The sequence below is a fragment of the Legionella parisiensis genome (assembly GCF_001467945.1).
GTDB classification, from domain to species: domain Bacteria; phylum Pseudomonadota; class Gammaproteobacteria; order Legionellales; family Legionellaceae; genus Legionella; species Legionella parisiensis.
The window spans coordinates 952,372-968,269 of sequence record NZ_LNYQ01000013.1 but is presented as its reverse complement, the minus strand read 5'-3'; the positions used below and the strand labels follow the sequence as shown (position 1 = coordinate 968,269).

Here is a 15,898-nt window from a genome sequence, read left to right as displayed (position 1 = left end):
TTAAGCTTAATTGATGAACTTTAACCTAAATCAAAGGTTTTGCATACCGGCATCAACCAAGAACCCAAAGCACATTTTTGTTTTCTATATCACCCTTGTGACTGGTGGGGATCAAAAGCGTCCCGGACCGCATCTGCAAATAAGTTAATTGCTAAAACCAGCAAAAACATAAAAACAAATGCGGCCAATATAGGCCACCAAATCACAGGATTACGTGCCAACTCAAAACGTGCACTATTAATCATATTTCCCCAACTAATGGTCATCGGCGAAACCCCTACTCCCACATAAGAAAGCAATGCCTCAGCCATAACCAAAAAACTAAAATCCAAAACTAGGGTGATTACTACAATATGCATCACGTTGGGCAATAAGTGTTTGCGAATAATAGTAACCCAATTCGATCCTAAGGCTCGCGCTGCTTGAACGTAATCTACTTCACGCAGCTTCAAGGTTTCAGCACGCAAAAGCCTACATAAGCTAGTCCAACTTGTTACCCCGAGGATAAAACAAAGTGCCAATAAACGTGCATCTGCACTTTGAGCCAAAGTAGTAAACTGCTCAGGATGATTGGCTATATAAACTTGCAAAGACAAAACTGAGGCTGTAATTAATAAAACTCCAGGGATGGAACTTAAAGTGGTATAGGTATACTGAATCAGATCATCTGCCAAACCACCAAAATAACCTGCCACTATCCCCAAAAACAAAGCCAAAGGTAACATAAATAAAGTAGTTAAAAGGCCAATCACCAAGCCAGTGCGTATGCTCTTAATTGTAAAATAAAAAATATCTTGCCCGATTTGTCCTGTCCCCAACACATGAAACGTTCTTGAAAGCTCATATCCAAGCACTACAAAAAATGTAAGTACACTTACGGTGATCAAGGTGCTTATACTCGTCGTACTTAAAGCAAAAAAAGGTCTTCCCTGTCGGCAAAGCCGAACACAAATCAGAACTATTCCTATAGAAAATGCCGCAGATACACTGCATTTCAAAGCAAACCAAAAAGCACTCTTTATAATCTCGTTTTTCTCTGCTTCTGTTTTTACCCATTTACCTGGATAAATCAATAATGGAAAAGATTGTTCAAAAACACCATTCACCAAGGTAGTTTCACTAATAAATTGAGTTAAAGCCAACGGTGCCGAATAGGTTTTTTCTAAAATTTCATCTATAGGAGCCAAAATTTTATCTAATACAGTAGCTGCAGTTTCTATTTCTGTTTCTTTATTTACCGATTTAATATGAATCGAATCCAAAACTCCAACAGTAATAAAAAACAACAGGATGATGCCTGCACTTACAGCAATAGGTCTGTGTAATATTATGGAAAAGGAACGCCTTATATGATACTTGCGTAAGCTCAATAAAATAACTATCCCACTTAAAGCTAATAAAGTGAGAAAGCATTTATCAGTCCATAGAAACTCAATCATCATTTGTTCTTCTCAACTAATCTCATCATCTTTGTACTACACGAAATCTGGATGGTGAGTATAAAGATTCATTATATAACAGTAAAAATTCATTGTTTAACAATAAACTACTTGCTTAAGATAATCTCACCCGGGGATCGACCAACATATAAGAGATATCCGTTAATACCAATCCTACAATGTAAAGAATTGAACCCAAGAACACCATAGCCCTCACAATAGCAAAATCCTGCTGTTGAATTGCATCAATCGTATAGCTGCCTAAGCCTGGCACTCCAAAAAAAGATTCCAATATCAAACTGCCCATAAATAAGGAAGGAATAATCACTACAATTCCGGTTAGTATAGGAAGCATTGCATTTTTCAATACATGCTTGAACATCACCCTTTGTTCCGATAGCCCTTTAGCTCTGGCAGTTTTCACATAATCTTTATGCATTTCTTCCAAAAATAAAGTGCGATACCAGCGACTTCCTGCCCCCAGACCGCTAAGTACAGCCACAGTAATTGGCAGAATAACGAACTTTAACGCATCAAAGCCACCGTCATAACCTGAAATAGGTACGAGACGTAATAATTTACCAAAAAGATATTGACCACCAATAATATAAAACAAGCTGGAAATCGACATTAATATAATACAAAGCACTACGCCAGTTAAATCAAGATAAGTCCCCCGAAAAAAAGCCATTGCCATAGCTACAATAATGTTTGCAATAACATCCAATAATAAAACGGGTAATGCAATGGAAAGACTTGGCCACATTCTGTAGGTAATGTCTTCGCTAATATCCCGTCCAGAATCAGACACACCAAAATTAAAAGTAAAGAGCTTCAATGACTTTTGGAAAAACAAAGTCGATTGAATTTTTCCTATTCCAGTTTTTTGGTCATTATAAAATAAGGGTAAATTATAACCATGTGCCTCTTTCCAATCATCAATTACCTGCTGTTCCACATGTTTCTGCCCTAAATGCATGCGTGCTATATCGTCTGGAGTATTCACCGTAAAAAATAAAATAAAAGTGATAAGATTAATTCCAAAAAGAATGGGTATTGAATACATAACTCGACGAAGTAAATACTTGATCATGGGATAAATGTCCTTTCTGCTGGTTTTCTTTCTTTCTTATGGTAGGCAATAACCAAAGGAAGAATGAGAATTAGAATAAGCAAAAACAATAAACCCAATGGCCAAAAAACTGGCTGATTCCAAGCGAATCTCAATTTGTTTCGTTCGGGTACATTGATTGCGATGTACTTTAAAGTAGAAGAAAACATTGTATTTGGTTTAATGCGAGAGACCCAACTCTGAGATAAAATAAATTCCTCGGGATGTATTCCCCAAATCCATGGTGCATCCCTACGAACAATAGAGATCATCTCATCAATGATCTGCTGCCTTTGGGTATCATTTTGTCTATTTTTCATTAAATTAAAAAGGCGATCAAATTCAGGATTTTGATAATTGGCAGCATTTTCACCACTAAATTTTACCTTGCCATTGGCGCCATACAACTGAAACAAAAAGTTTTCAGGATCCGGATAATCTGCGACCCAACCCCAACTAAATATTTGTGTATCTCCTGTACGCATTTTTTCTTGAAAACGATTATATAAGGTTGCCTGGACATTCAAATCAATACCTATTTGAGCAAATTGTTTACGCATCCAATCAAATAAAGATTTATCCTGAGGTCCCCCAGATGTTGTGACATCATAATTTAAAATTAAGTGTTTTCCAGTAGCGGGATCAATTCCATCAGGATATCCTGCCTCAGCCATAAGTTGTTTGGCATTACTAATGGGACGACGCACTGCCTCATTATTTTTCCATTCATATACATAAGGATTAATTCCCTCTTTACCTTCTTTATAACCAAAAATACCAGGTGGAATTGGTCCTTGAGCTGCAATACCTCGACCATTATGAAAAATGGCTATGTTTTCATCATAATTTACCGCAATTGAAATTGCTCTTCTTAACTTGCGCGCTCGTTCACTAGCTCCCCCTACTACTTTATCAAGCATGTTAAATCCCATGTAGTAAGTAGTAGGCTGTAATTCCACAGTGAGGTACATTTGTTTTTTTTGCATCTCTGGTGTTAGCTCAGCTTTGCCATATCGATTCGTATGGATTGCCTGATCAAAACTGTCCGCACCAATTACTGAGCTATCATAAAAACCTTGTAAAAATTTATTCCAACGAGGAATGGATTCCTTTTCCAGGGTAAAAATTGCCTTATCAATAAAGGGTATTCGTTTACCTGCATTATCCAAATATCCCAATTTTTTATCCTCGGCAGAACCGATACTTGGATAATATTCTTCACGAAAATTAGGATTTTTTTGGAGCACCATACTTCTATTGGGATTATTCTTAACCAACATAAAAGCTCCTGTGCCTACAGGGAACCAACTCAAAGAGATGTTATTGTCCAACATCCCTGGTTGAGAATAAAAGTAATCAGCCTCCCAAGGAACTGGCGAAAAAAAACTCATACCCAGCCAAAATAAAAACTGGATATATTTTCCCTTTAAAGTGATTTCAAAAGAATAATCATCCAGTTTTTTTAGCCCTGTTAAAGGATACTGACGCAGATCAATATATTTACTACTTTTAGGAAGTGTTTTTCCATATTCTGCAAAACCGACGATATAGTCACTCATTAGACCATAAATCGGCGAGCTCAATGCAGGATTAGCCAAACGCTTTATTTGATAAATGTAATCATCAACTATCAGCTCTCGCGTGCCAATATGCTTAAAATCCGATAATTGGTTAATATCTTCCTCATCTAAATAATCCGATGTGACATGATGATAATAATATGAACCCTTTGCATCCTTAGCAAAAGCTGGGTGGGGCTGATAATAAACTCCTTTTTTAATATTTATAGTATAAACACTGTAAGCAGGCGTTTCCTGACTGTTTTCAGGCAATAATTTACCTTGGGCATCAAGATATCTTAACTGAGGTATTTGCAATGCGATCAAAGGAGCTAATTGATACGGCCTTTTCAAATAATCATACTGCAGCAAAGGTTCATATATTTGAGCAATAAAAAGCGACTCATTCGACGAATAAGAAAGTGCCGGATCCAGAGTTTTAGGCTGTTCAGAAAATGATGAGTAATAAATATTTTTGTTTGATTGTGCGTGGGGATGTGGATTGTTTAAAATCCAAGGCCATGCATAAGCAAAGCAGCTCAAATTCTTAAAAAGAAGAGCTGCCAGAACTATTCGCTGTATACGATTCAAAAATAAATCCTTATCTAATCATCAATAGGGTCTTTTCCATTCACTCACTTGAGTCAAAATGACCTAATTTCTAGCACCGAAGTGCAACATACACGGAGCATATAAACATAAATGTACAGAAAATCAGGACAGTTTAGCTAAGATCATAGTAATGAAAATAGACCTTTCATAATACCTTAAGAAACTGTTCTTCATCCAAAACTGCTACACCCAGATCATTTGCTTTATCCAGTTTGGACCCCGCTTCACTTCCAGCAATGACATAATCTGTTTTTGCTGAGACGCTACCTGTCACTTTTGCCCCCACAGCCAATAGTTTTGCTTTGGCCTCTTCACGTCCCATAGTACTTAAAGTTCCTGTTAGAACCACTGTTTTACCAAATAAAGAATGCTCTTTATTTACTTTCTTCTTCTCAACTTTTGGCCAATGAATGCCAAAGGCTAATAAACGTTCAATGACTTGACGATTATGTTCTTGTGCAAAAAAATGCATGACATTAAAGGCCCCTACCGGCCCCATATCTTGCAAGCTCATTAACTCTTCTTCTGTTGCTTTGGAAATAGCGTCAATATCTCCGAAATGTTCGGCCAGCATTCGGGCACCGGATTCTCCAATTTCACGAATTCCCAGTGCATAAAGAAAACGCGTAAATGTTGTACTTTTACTTTGTTCTAAAGCGTGCAATAAATTTTTTGCCGACTTCTCTCCCATACGGGGAAGCTTAGCCAAAGTAGTGAGATCAAGCGTATAAAGATCGGGTAAATGACGCACAATCCCTTCATCAACCAGCAGTTCAATAAGACCCGCTCCCAATCCCTCAATATACATCGCTTTGCGTGAAGCAAAATGCCACATCATTCTTTTTAATTGAGCCTTGCAAAATAAACCTCCTACACAACGCGCAACTGCCTCCCCTTCCTCACGCACTACATCAGAGCCGCAAACAGGGCATTGATTAGGTAAATGGATCGCTTTGGTATGTGCAGGACGTCGCTCGAGAACAACAGAAACTACTTCGGGAATAACATCACCCGCACGACGGATAATAACCATATCACCAATACGGATATCCTTTCTAGCAATTTCATCCATGTTATGTAAAGTCGCATTGCTTACAGTAACTCCCGCAACATTGACCGGCGCCAAACGAGCTACTGGAGTTAAAGCCCCAGTTCTTCCTACTTGGAAATCAACAGCTAACACCTCAGTCATCTCTTCGGTAGCAGGAAATTTATGGGCACAGGCGAATCGAGGTGCTCGTGAAATAAAACCAAGTTGCTGTTGTAAAGGTATACTATCCACTTTATAAACAACCCCATCAATCTCAAAAGGAAGTTGATCACGCTTGGCTAACATATCATTATAATACCTTAAGCAACCTTTAATACCCACTTCCTTTTTGGTATCTAAAGAGACCCTAAAACCAAACTCTTTGAGTAGTTGCAACTGCTCCCAATGGCTATTTGGTAAACCATATCCTTCGCAAGCTCCTATACCATAGCAATAGATAGCTAAAGGCCTATTTGCAGTCACTGCAGGATTCAATTGCCTTAAGCTTCCTGCTGCAGCATTGCGAGGATTGGCAAAAACTTTTTCCCCAGACTCTTGAGCCTTCCTATTGTACTCTTCAAAACCTATTTTTGGCATGTATACCTCACCACGAATTTCAATAAAACGCGGAGGTTTTGGCACTCTTAAAACTAAAGGAATTGCAGAGATGGTTTTAATATTGGCAGTAATGTTTTCACCTGTAGTTCCATCACCCCGTGTTGCTGCAGAAATCAATACGCCATTTTCGTAGCTAAGATTTACCGCAAGCCCATCCAATTTAGGTTCACAGGTAAAAACCAATTGCTGAACTGGTTCATCCAGTTTTTCGGTGACGCGCTTAATAAATGCCTGGAGCTCTTCCTCAGTAAACACATTCGATAAGGACAACATGGGTTGCCGATGAGTTACTGGCATAAAGGCATCTGCGGGAGTACCACTTACACGTTGGGTAGGTGAGTCTGCTGTCAATAATTCCGGATATTTAGCTTCCAAATCCTGTAATGCACGAAAACACCGATCGTATTCCACATCAGGGACTAGTGGCTCATCAAGGACATAATAGTGATAATCGTATTGCCTTATTCTATTTTTTAATTCAGCAACTTGCCCCTTTATCTCATCAATACTCATTCATTTTCCATCCATAATTCAAAAACCAGGGTGTCATCGCCATGCAATGGAGCCCAGGTGTAACGCGACAAAACTAATATCTCAAAAATTTTCACTTCGGTACTCAGGCTTACGAAAAATTCATACCTTACATGATCCTAAAAACATTAGTTTATCATTAAAAAATATGCTATAGATACATATCGATTCAACATGAACCGAGGCGTGAAAAAAATGGATTTTAAACGTATCTTAATAACAGGTTTTTTGCTTGTATCTTGGACATTATTGTATGCATTTCCAGAGAATCATGGATACAGAAATTTAGGCATTGCATTTGTTCATGGGACAAATGATCACCGAGAGGATGCGGAAGGAGGTTATTGGAAAACAGATTTTATTCAGGATATTGCTCAAGGGCTTCCAAATCCTGAAAATTACTACGTAGTTCATTGTGATTACAGCAAATACATGTGGGATGAAAATGCTGCAGGATGTACTGCAAATCAGCTATTGGATTTCATAGATCGTAAAAAAATTGACTCTCTGATTCTTTACACCCATTCCAATGGGGCAAACGTAATGCGCTGGATCCTATCGAATCCAACCTATGATAATCGATATATGCGATTGAAAAGCAAAATCAAACAAGTTGTAGCTTTAGCTCCTTCAAGTGGAGGTACCCCACTTGCTGATATGCTTTTCAATGGAGGTGTTTTTGAAGCAAGCCTGAGTTGGTTGTTAGGCTATACGGGAGATGCTGTCAAACAGCAACGTGTTGGTGACATGTACATTTACAACGAAGAGCTCTTGTTTGGCACTAAAAACCGACCTGCATTGCCAGTGCCTTTTAATGCAGTCATAGGAAGCGATGTTATTGCTTCACCTCTCTCTTCATCCAGTTACTGTAATGGTTATTTGCTCAATAGTGGTTTAAAGATTGCCAAAATCTATCTGGATTATTGTGCTGATGGTTTTTTAAATTGTACGTCCCAAGCTGCTGCAGGTACGATTTGGTTTTATGACAAGGAAAGAATGGATGATAATACGACGCTTAGTCATAATCAAAGTCGTCATTCATGTTTTGGACTGGATAGGATACTGATTTCTATCCTAGATTCAGAAGGAGCTGCAAAATGAGAACCATGCTTACCTTTTTGTCTTTATTTTGTTGCGCGCAAGTCAATGCATTTACTTTACCACAAAATCCAGTCAAATCTTATGATTGTGATATTTGTAATTCTTTATCTCATGAAAACATGCAAGATCGCTGGAAAATTGGAGAGTTTCCTTTAAGTAAAACAGAAAGCAACATTCAAAAAAGTTACAGTTATAATCAGCAAGTATCTGCTACCCAATTACAGCAAGGAATTCACTTAGCGATTCATGCACCAGAAGCAGTAGTACGCATTATCCCTTTACAAAAAAATAAATCGATACCTGCGCTGGAGTTAAAAAGCTCTAAGACTAAGGAATTCATCAGCTTGAAAGATGCCTCATCATTGTACAGTCAGGATGAGGCAATTGATGAATCGCTAAGAGTAGGCTCGCATCAGATTATGCTGCAAATCAAGCCGGAATTGGGTATGAGTCATTTCATACTCAAAAGCAAATCCACAGACTCCTCAAATGCCGACTCCTATCTCATTCATGTGTTTGAAAAATACTCTTTAATTTATTTGCAAATTGAACCTTCGGCATTGCAGTATCAATACGGTGATGAATTTAATGCCCTCATTACCCTAAAAGACAATATTACTTCTTATCCTGTAGATGATGTTAGTGCAACATTGGTTGGTCCCGATAATCAAACGATTCCTCTCAAAATAAAAGAAATAAAGCGCAACCAATTCCAAGCCAACGCACTGTTATCTTCTATTGACAACACGCACGGAGGCAACTGGTATATTGATGTCGATGTATTATGCGCTCCTGGTGAAAATAGTCCCATACATCGTAGTGGACGGGCTGCTTTTTCCTATTCAATACCTTCTGCAAGCCTGGTGAGCCTCCAAAAGCTCTCCTCTAATCCTCTAACGTTTGCCGCTACTGTAGAAGTTGCTACTGCAAGTCGGTATGTATTACAAAGCGTCTTATACACGAAAAATTCCACAGGAGCAGATCTTCCCATTGAAACAGTTCAAAGTGCACAATGGCTCGAGCCTGGAAAACAAATAATTAAATTTAGCTTTGACAATTCAGCCCGTTTAGCAGAGGATCAACTTTCCGTGGGTTACTTGCATCTCACTGATTACGGGCAATTAAAAACAGTATATCAATACGATCCACCGATTAAACTCAGTCAACTTTTGGACTAATGAATGCAATTTTTATCTTCAATCACATTACTTGAGGGCATAGCATATGCATTTGCCCTACAATTTATACTCCTGATTTGGCTTTTGATAAAACAAAACCAGCAAAAAAAATTGAGCAGGCAGTTTAATGAAAAAATTCTGGAGACTTTTACCGCGCAGTTACATCAAGTACGCATGGATGTAAGTGAAAAAATTGCCCAGGGACAATTAATGACGCAACAACTGATTCATGATACCGTCCAAAAGCAAATGACTGATGTTAGGGAGCAAATGAGCCATAGTTTTAAACAACATGCCAGTTCACTGACCTCTCATTTACAGTTGCTTACTGAAGAAATTCGCAATCATCTCCACAGCTTAACCCAACAAGTCAATCATAAATTAACCGAAGGTTTTGAAAAAACATCTTCAACTTTTATTGATGTGGTAAAACGGTTAACAATCATTGATGAAGCACAAAAGAAAATCACCGAGTTATCCAATCATGTTGTTAGCTTGCAGGATGTATTAGTCGATAAAAAAGCACGCGGAGCTTTTGGTGAAGTACAATTGGCAACACTCATAAGCAATATGATTCCACCCAATCATTTTGCAATGCAATATACGTTAAGCAATCAAAAGCGTGCTGATTGTATTTTGTTCTTGCCTGAACCAACAGGTAATGTCGTTATTGATGCTAAGTTTCCTCTGGAAACCTATCAACGGCTCATCAGCATTGATGCAGGTTCTGTTGAGAAGAAATCCTTACAGCAACAATTTCGTCAAGACATTCAAAAACATATTAAAGACATTGCAGAAAAATACATCATACCTAATGAAACCACTGATGGTGCTATGATGTTCATTCCCGCAGAATCCATTTTTGCAGAAATTCATGCGAATTATCCAGATTTAATTTCGCTTTCTCAAAGATTAAAAGTCTGGCTTGTGTCTCCAAGTACTTTAATGGCTGTTCTTACTACTGCTAAAGCGGTGCTCAAAGATGATGCCACTCGCAAACAAGTTCATATTATTCAAAAACACCTACAAGCTCTTGCTGATGATTTCCAACGCTTTGAAAAAAGAATGGATAAACTGTCCAAACACATCAATTTGGCTCACCAAGATGTCAGTGAAGTAAATACATCTGCTAAAAAAATTACGTCTCGGTTTCAAAAAATTGAGTCTGTAGATATTGAGTTGGATGAGCTTGAACTCATTGAAACCGATACATCATCAAATGAAACCCAAGTTATAGCCTAATGTGCAGCCTGGGTTGCAGGCAAAGCCTAAGCCGGGATTAAACAATTATATCCCTATCTAGTAACCAGGGTTCCGCTTCATCGCTGCCTATCCCCGCGGACAAGCCACGGGAAGTCGGACTGGTTACCCAGAGATTGTAGAAGACTAAGGCGCTTCCCCCAGACACAAAGTGATTACAAATTAGAGAAAAAGTATATGACAAATCCCTTTAATGATCAGACTTACCTTAGTCAAGTATTCACTCAATTAACCATTGAAAAGACTCGAATCGAGCAGGTTAATTTTGAAAGTTGCCGATTCAAACAATGTAAATTTATTGACATTGTTTTCAGGAATACAAAATTCACTGATTGTGATTTTGAAAACTGTTATCTTGCGCTGGCAACATTTCCTGGGTGTAAATTTTCAGAAGTATCATTTAAAAACTCAAAAATTATAGGAGTAAATTGGACTGAATTAAGTTGGCCTTTGGTTAAGCTTACAAGCCCTCTTTATTTTTACAACAGTAACTTAAGCCACTCCAGTTTTTATGGACTGGAACTTTCCAGTCTGATCATTGAGGAATGTAAAGCTCATGATGTTGATTTCAGGGAAGCAAATTTAAGTCATGCAAGTTTTGTGGGCTCCGATCTACTGAATAGTCTGTTTCTCCATACGAATTTAAACTCTGCTGATTTTACAAATGCCATCAACTATGCGATTGATCCGAATGAAAATAAAATAAAGCACGCACGCTTCTCCTTCCCAGATGTTATCACCTTACTGGATTATTTTGATATAAAAATTAATGACTGGCCTAACAGCGACTGATCTGTAGAACCAAGACACTACATAAGGTATAATCGCTAACTTTTAAATCCCCTTGCATAATCTATGTCCATTAAAACCTTACTCTATAAGCCAACCCAAGCCAAACAAATATGGGGACAACTCCACGGAAGCAGCTTAGCGCTTGCACTAGCTGAGTATTGTCAACAAACACCGGGAATCAAGTTATTGATTACCCAGGACAACCTTAGTGCAAATCAACTGCAGGCAGAATTGAATTTCTTTCTCAACTCAGTCTCCCCCCAAGAGTTACTGTTATTCCCTGATTGGGAAACACTCCCTTACGATCAATTCTCACCGCATCAAGACATCATTTCCGAGCGCTTATATACATTGAGCCGGATCCAACAGGTAACCGATGCGATTGTAATTGCTGCAGCCAGCACATTAATGCATAGACTGTGCCCACCTGAGTTTTTAAATCAATATGCGTTAATGCTTAAAGAAGGACAAAAGCTGGACTTAACTGCCTTTCGTAACCAGTTGCAACAATCCGGTTATCATTGTGTTAATAAAGTACTCGAACATGGGGAGTTTGCTTTACGTGGATCAATTATTGATGTCTATCCTATGGGTTCGGGTTTGCCATTTCGTATTGAACTCTTTGATGATGAAATTGAAAGCTTGAGAGAGTTTGATACCGAAACTCAACGTACAATAGAAAAAATTAAAGAAATCAATGTATTACCCGCTCGAGAGTTTCCTTTAAATGAACAAAGTCAACTTCTATTTCGACGTACATTTAGAGAGCAATTTCCCGGAAACCCAAGCCAATGTCCTATTTATGAAGCAATTAGTAAGGGGCAATTTCCTTCAGGAATTGAATATTATCTGCCCTTGTTTTTTGAAAAAACAGTTACTTTTTTTGATTATTTACCCGAAAATTCCAAAGTTTGCTTGGTTGAAAACATCCAAAATAATGCAGAACAATTCTGGCAAGAGTTAAACGAACGCTTTGAGCAAAGACGATACGATATCAGCAGACCCATTTTATCACCCCCAGCATGTTTTATTAATCCTACGGAATTATTAACTAAGGCCAATGGTTATGAACAACTTCGGCTGTTCCAAAACCGTTCAGAAAAAAAAGGAGCTGTGGTTAATTTTGATATCGCACCAGGCCCACAATTACCTATTGATAGAAAAACACAGGAACCTTTAAGCCAACTCCGTAACTACTGTGCGGATTCCTCACGCCGCTATTTAATTGTGGTCGAAAGTGCCGGACGCCGTGAAGTATTACTTGATCTGCTTAAACCAAGCGGTATTTCCGCCAAAGTACACTCTTCATGGCACGAGTTTATTAATGATACTGCTCCGGTTAACATCAGTACCGGGGATCTTATTTATGGTTGTGAATTAAAGCAAAGCCACATCGTCATCATCGTTGAATCTCAATTATTTGGGGAGCAAAGCACACCTCAAAGACGGGGTGCACAAAAGACAGTTGACCCTGATTTAATTATCCGTGATATGGCTGAACTACGAGTGGGCGCTCCTGTAGTTCATTTACAGTTTGGTGTAGGTCGTTATCAAGGATTACAACATATAGAATCCAATGGAATTGCCGATGAATTTTTGGTTCTTACCTATGCCGGCGAAGACAAAATTTATGTACCTGTTACGTCACTCCACCTGATTAGTCGTTACACTGGTGTCGATAGTGAACATGCACCTTTGCATAAGCTAGGCTCTGATCAATGGCAAAAAGAAAAGAAAAAAGCTGCCGAAAAAATTCATGATGTAGCCATTGAATTACTGGATCTTTATGCGAAAAGAGAAGCACAACCTGGATACCAATATAAAGTAGAGCACAATGAGTATGTTAAATTTGCCAGTGCTTTTCCTTTTACAGAAACTCCTGATCAATTACACGCAATTGAACAAATAATAAAAGACATGGAATCCCCAAGACCTATGGATCGTTTAATTTGTGGGGATGTGGGATTTGGTAAAACTGAAGTAGCCATGCGTGCTGCATTTGTTGCAGTGCAAAGCAACAAGCAAGTGTGTGTCCTGGTGCCTACTACCCTTCTCGCTGGGCAACATTTTGAATCATTTCGAGACCGATTTGCCGATTTTCCTATCAACATTGAATTGCTTTCGCGTTTTCGTTCCGTTAAAGAAACTGAAACAGTGCTTACTGCTTTGAAATCAGGGACAGTTGATATAGTCATAGGAACCCATAAATTATTTCAAAGTAATATTGCCTTTAAAAATTTAGGGCTTCTCATTATTGATGAAGAACATCGTTTTGGAGTCAAACAAAAAGAACACATAAAAGGTCTACGTACTCATGTTGATATTTTATCGATGACAGCTACTCCAATTCCTAGAACACTGAATATGGCTATGGCGGGAATAAGAGATATTTCTCTAATGACTACACCTCCAGCCAAACGACTTGCGATTAAAACTTTCTGGCAAGAGAAAAAAGACGCCACAGTCCGTGAAGCCATATTGAGAGAGATTCTTAGAGGAGGACAAGTTTTTTTCTTGCATAATAATGTAGAAACAATTGAACGAGTGTGCCAAGATTTGCAAACCTTGGTCCCAGAGGCGAAAATCCGCAGTGCACACGGACAAATGCGAGAGCGCGAGTTGGAACGGGTAATGTCTGACTTTTACCATCACCGTTTCAATGTACTGGTGTGCAGCACAATCATTGAAACCGGTATTGATATTCCCACAGCCAATACAATTATTATTGATCGTGCCGATAAATTTGGTTTAGCGCAGCTGCATCAGTTACGTGGGCGTGTGGGTCGTTCTCATCATCAAGCATATGCTTACTTGCTTACCCCTAATGAAAAATTATTAACTGCTGATGCCATCAAACGACTGGAAGCAATTGTCTCATTAGAAGATCTCGGTGCAGGATTCACTCTAGCAACACATGATCTGGAAATTCGCGGAGCAGGTGAACTATTAGGTGCTGAACAAAGTGGAAACATGCAGGCAGTCGGATTCAATTTATTTATGGAAATGCTTGATAAAGCAGTGCATGATTTAAAAGCAGGAAAAACACCCGAATTATCTGCTCCTATGCATCAAGGACCTGAGATTGATTTACGGATCAGTGCCATTATTCCTGAAGAATACATTCCTGATATTCACAATCGACTAATCATGTACAAACGAATTGCCAATGCTAAAAATAAAGAACAATTACATGATTTACAAATTGAGTTGATTGATCGGTTTGGTTTGCTGCCACAACAAGTGAAACACTTATTATTGATTACTGAATTAAAATTAAAAGCAGAAAAGATGGGCATTCAAAAAATCAGTGCCGGTGCGCAACACGGTAAACTGGAGTTTAGTGAAAATCCTTCTATAGATCCTGGAGTGCTGATTCATTTAATTCAAGTACACGCCAAAAGATACCAAATGGAAGGCCCTCAGCGTTTACGTTTTACCTTAGATAATACCGCATCAGAAGAGCGTATTTTTGAAATCAGTTCTTTGCTCAATCAATTAAATGGCGAGAAAAGAACCTAATATAAATCGAGAGCAAGTAATCCAGGATTTATAACGCGCATTATTATTCAAATTCCATAGCGAAGTTGCTATTTAACTTTCATAGTAGTAGCATGCATCAATGCAACAAATAACAATGAAATATTATTGTTATAACATTAACTTAGTGCCATGGATTAGGTGTCCCGCGTATTATGCTTGAGACTCCCATACTCCAGTGTTTTCTAACTTAAAAAACAGCTCACAAAAATAATATTAGAATGGAGACAAAGATAATATGAAATTAAAGGCGATTGCTACAGTAGCTTTATGTGTTGGATTTAATAGTATGGCCATTGCGGGTGCGATGGGAAGTGCTGTTGCTTCGCCACCAAGATTTTATATAGGTGCTGAAGGTGGGGCCTCTATTTCTTTAAACACAAATTTTGCGCCTGATCTGGGTGGAAGCGAACCTCTTCGTATCATTGCACCAAGTAACTCCGATTGGAATAGGGACTTCGGAATTGGCGGTTTTGGAGGCGCATTCATTGGCTATCAATACAATCCCAACGTAGCTGTCCAATTTACTTGGGATTACCGAAGTGGTTATGATTATTTTCTTCATGCAAGCTATGCAGTTATTCCTACTGATCCCAATTTCTTTCTGGAAGATCATTTTGAGGCAGATAATATTGATATTCAAACGTTCCTGTTTGATCTGATTTTGAAACCCACTGTAAATTGGGGTGGCTTTGTACCATATGTTAAAGGCGGGATTGGTTTTGCTTATAACCAAATGGGTACTCTTAGAAACGTACAGCATACATTCAATGGTAATCCAATAACTTATGATACGCATATACTTGGCGATTCAGCAACAAGCTTTGCTTGGGATGCTGGTGTTGGTGCTGATTACTTTTTTAACGAAAAAATCAGCATTGGGCTTGGCTATCGCTTTGTAGATGCAGGTGCGTTGCGCACTAAAAATTCATTCTTCGATGTCGTTAGTGGTGATGCAGACTTAATCACACCTTTCGAAACGAAGCATCTTTACCTAAATGAATTCGTTGCTTCAGTTGCTTACCATTTTGATTTTGCATAAAACATATAGGGTAACCACTAAGCTTTAGACAAGGCAAGCTATTCAGAGTAACTGAGCTGCCACTATTCTTGAGTGCTGCCTATACATA

10 protein-coding genes are annotated in these 15,898 nt (G+C 38.5%); 6 read left to right on the top strand and 4 right to left on the bottom strand.

Features of this window, described 5'->3' with window-relative positions; genetic code table 11:
- Nucleotides 1–89 precede the first annotated feature (89 nt).
- The 4 genes from Lpar_RS10340 to ligA form a co-directional block, all read right to left on the bottom strand.
- Nucleotides 90–1,442, bottom strand: a complete 1,353-nt coding sequence (locus tag Lpar_RS10340; RefSeq protein WP_058517870.1) for an ABC transporter permease — start codon at nt 1,440–1,442, stop codon at nt 90–92.
- Nucleotides 1,443–1,554: 112 nt separating this feature from the next.
- The gene (locus Lpar_RS10335; RefSeq protein WP_058517869.1) at nt 1,555–2,532 is read right to left on the bottom strand and encodes an ABC transporter permease; all 978 of its coding nucleotides are present in this window, start codon (nt 2,530–2,532) and stop codon (nt 1,555–1,557) included.
- Nucleotides 2,529–4,700: an ABC transporter substrate-binding protein gene (locus Lpar_RS10330; RefSeq protein ID WP_058517868.1), complete on the bottom strand. Its 2,172-nt coding sequence runs from the start codon at nt 4,698–4,700 to the stop codon at nt 2,529–2,531. The genes Lpar_RS10335 and Lpar_RS10330 overlap by 4 nt, the downstream gene beginning before the upstream one ends.
- A gap of 166 nt (nt 4,701–4,866) precedes the next feature.
- The gene (gene ligA, locus Lpar_RS10325) at nt 4,867–6,882 is read right to left on the bottom strand and encodes an NAD-dependent DNA ligase LigA (RefSeq protein ID WP_058517867.1); all 2,016 of its coding nucleotides are present in this window, start codon (nt 6,880–6,882) and stop codon (nt 4,867–4,869) included.
- A 213-nt stretch (nt 6,883–7,095) separates the two neighbouring features.
- On the opposite strand from ligA, the gene Lpar_RS10320 reads away from it, so the two are divergent.
- The 6 genes from Lpar_RS10320 to Lpar_RS10295 all read left to right on the top strand — a co-directional run bounded on the left by Lpar_RS10320 (nt 7,096) and on the right by Lpar_RS10295 (nt 15,810).
- On the top strand, nt 7,096–8,001 hold the full coding sequence (locus tag Lpar_RS10320) for a hypothetical protein (RefSeq protein WP_058517866.1): 906 nt from the start codon (nt 7,096–7,098) through the stop codon (nt 7,999–8,001).
- Nucleotides 7,998–9,179, top strand: coding sequence for a DUF4785 domain-containing protein (locus Lpar_RS10315; RefSeq protein ID WP_058517865.1), 1,182 nt, complete (start codon nt 7,998–8,000; stop codon nt 9,177–9,179). The genes Lpar_RS10320 and Lpar_RS10315 overlap by 4 nt, the downstream gene beginning before the upstream one ends.
- Before the next feature lie 3 nt (nt 9,180–9,182).
- Complete coding sequence (locus Lpar_RS10310) at nt 9,183–10,421, top strand: DNA recombination protein RmuC (RefSeq protein WP_058517864.1); 1,239 nt, start codon at nt 9,183–9,185, stop codon at nt 10,419–10,421.
- A gap of 195 nt (nt 10,422–10,616) precedes the next feature.
- Nucleotides 10,617–11,231: a pentapeptide repeat-containing protein gene (locus tag Lpar_RS10305; RefSeq protein WP_058517863.1), complete on the top strand. Its 615-nt coding sequence runs from the start codon at nt 10,617–10,619 to the stop codon at nt 11,229–11,231.
- A gap of 63 nt (nt 11,232–11,294) precedes the next feature.
- Nucleotides 11,295–14,750 (top strand): transcription-repair coupling factor, encoded by a 3,456-nt coding sequence (mfd, locus tag Lpar_RS10300; RefSeq protein WP_058517862.1) that lies wholly within the window; start codon nt 11,295–11,297, stop codon nt 14,748–14,750.
- A 256-nt stretch (nt 14,751–15,006) separates the two neighbouring features.
- Nucleotides 15,007–15,810, top strand: a complete 804-nt coding sequence (locus Lpar_RS10295) for an outer membrane protein (RefSeq protein ID WP_058517861.1) — start codon at nt 15,007–15,009, stop codon at nt 15,808–15,810.
- Nucleotides 15,811–15,898: the final 88 nt, after the last annotated feature.

Excerpts from the sequence above, each read along its gene's own strand:
- Lpar_RS10340 (WP_058517870.1), bottom strand. The coding sequence starts at position 1,442 with ATGATGATTGAGTTTCTATGGACTGATAAATGCTTTCTCACTTTATTA.
- Lpar_RS10335 (WP_058517869.1), bottom strand. The coding sequence starts at position 2,532 with ATGATCAAGTATTTACTTCGTCGAGTTATGTATTCAATACCCATTCTT.
- ligA (WP_058517867.1), bottom strand. The coding sequence starts at position 6,882 with ATGAGTATTGATGAGATAAAGGGGCAAGTTGCTGAATTAAAAAATAGA.
- Lpar_RS10320 (WP_058517866.1), top strand. The coding sequence starts at position 7,096 with ATGGATTTTAAACGTATCTTAATAACAGGTTTTTTGCTTGTATCTTGG.
- Lpar_RS10315 (WP_058517865.1), top strand. The coding sequence starts at position 7,998 with ATGAGAACCATGCTTACCTTTTTGTCTTTATTTTGTTGCGCGCAAGTC.
- Lpar_RS10310 (WP_058517864.1), top strand. The coding sequence starts at position 9,183 with ATGCAATTTTTATCTTCAATCACATTACTTGAGGGCATAGCATATGCA.
- Lpar_RS10305 (WP_058517863.1), top strand. The coding sequence starts at position 10,617 with ATGACAAATCCCTTTAATGATCAGACTTACCTTAGTCAAGTATTCACT.
- mfd (WP_058517862.1), top strand. The coding sequence starts at position 11,295 with ATGTCCATTAAAACCTTACTCTATAAGCCAACCCAAGCCAAACAAATA.
- Lpar_RS10295 (WP_058517861.1), top strand. The coding sequence starts at position 15,007 with ATGAAATTAAAGGCGATTGCTACAGTAGCTTTATGTGTTGGATTTAAT.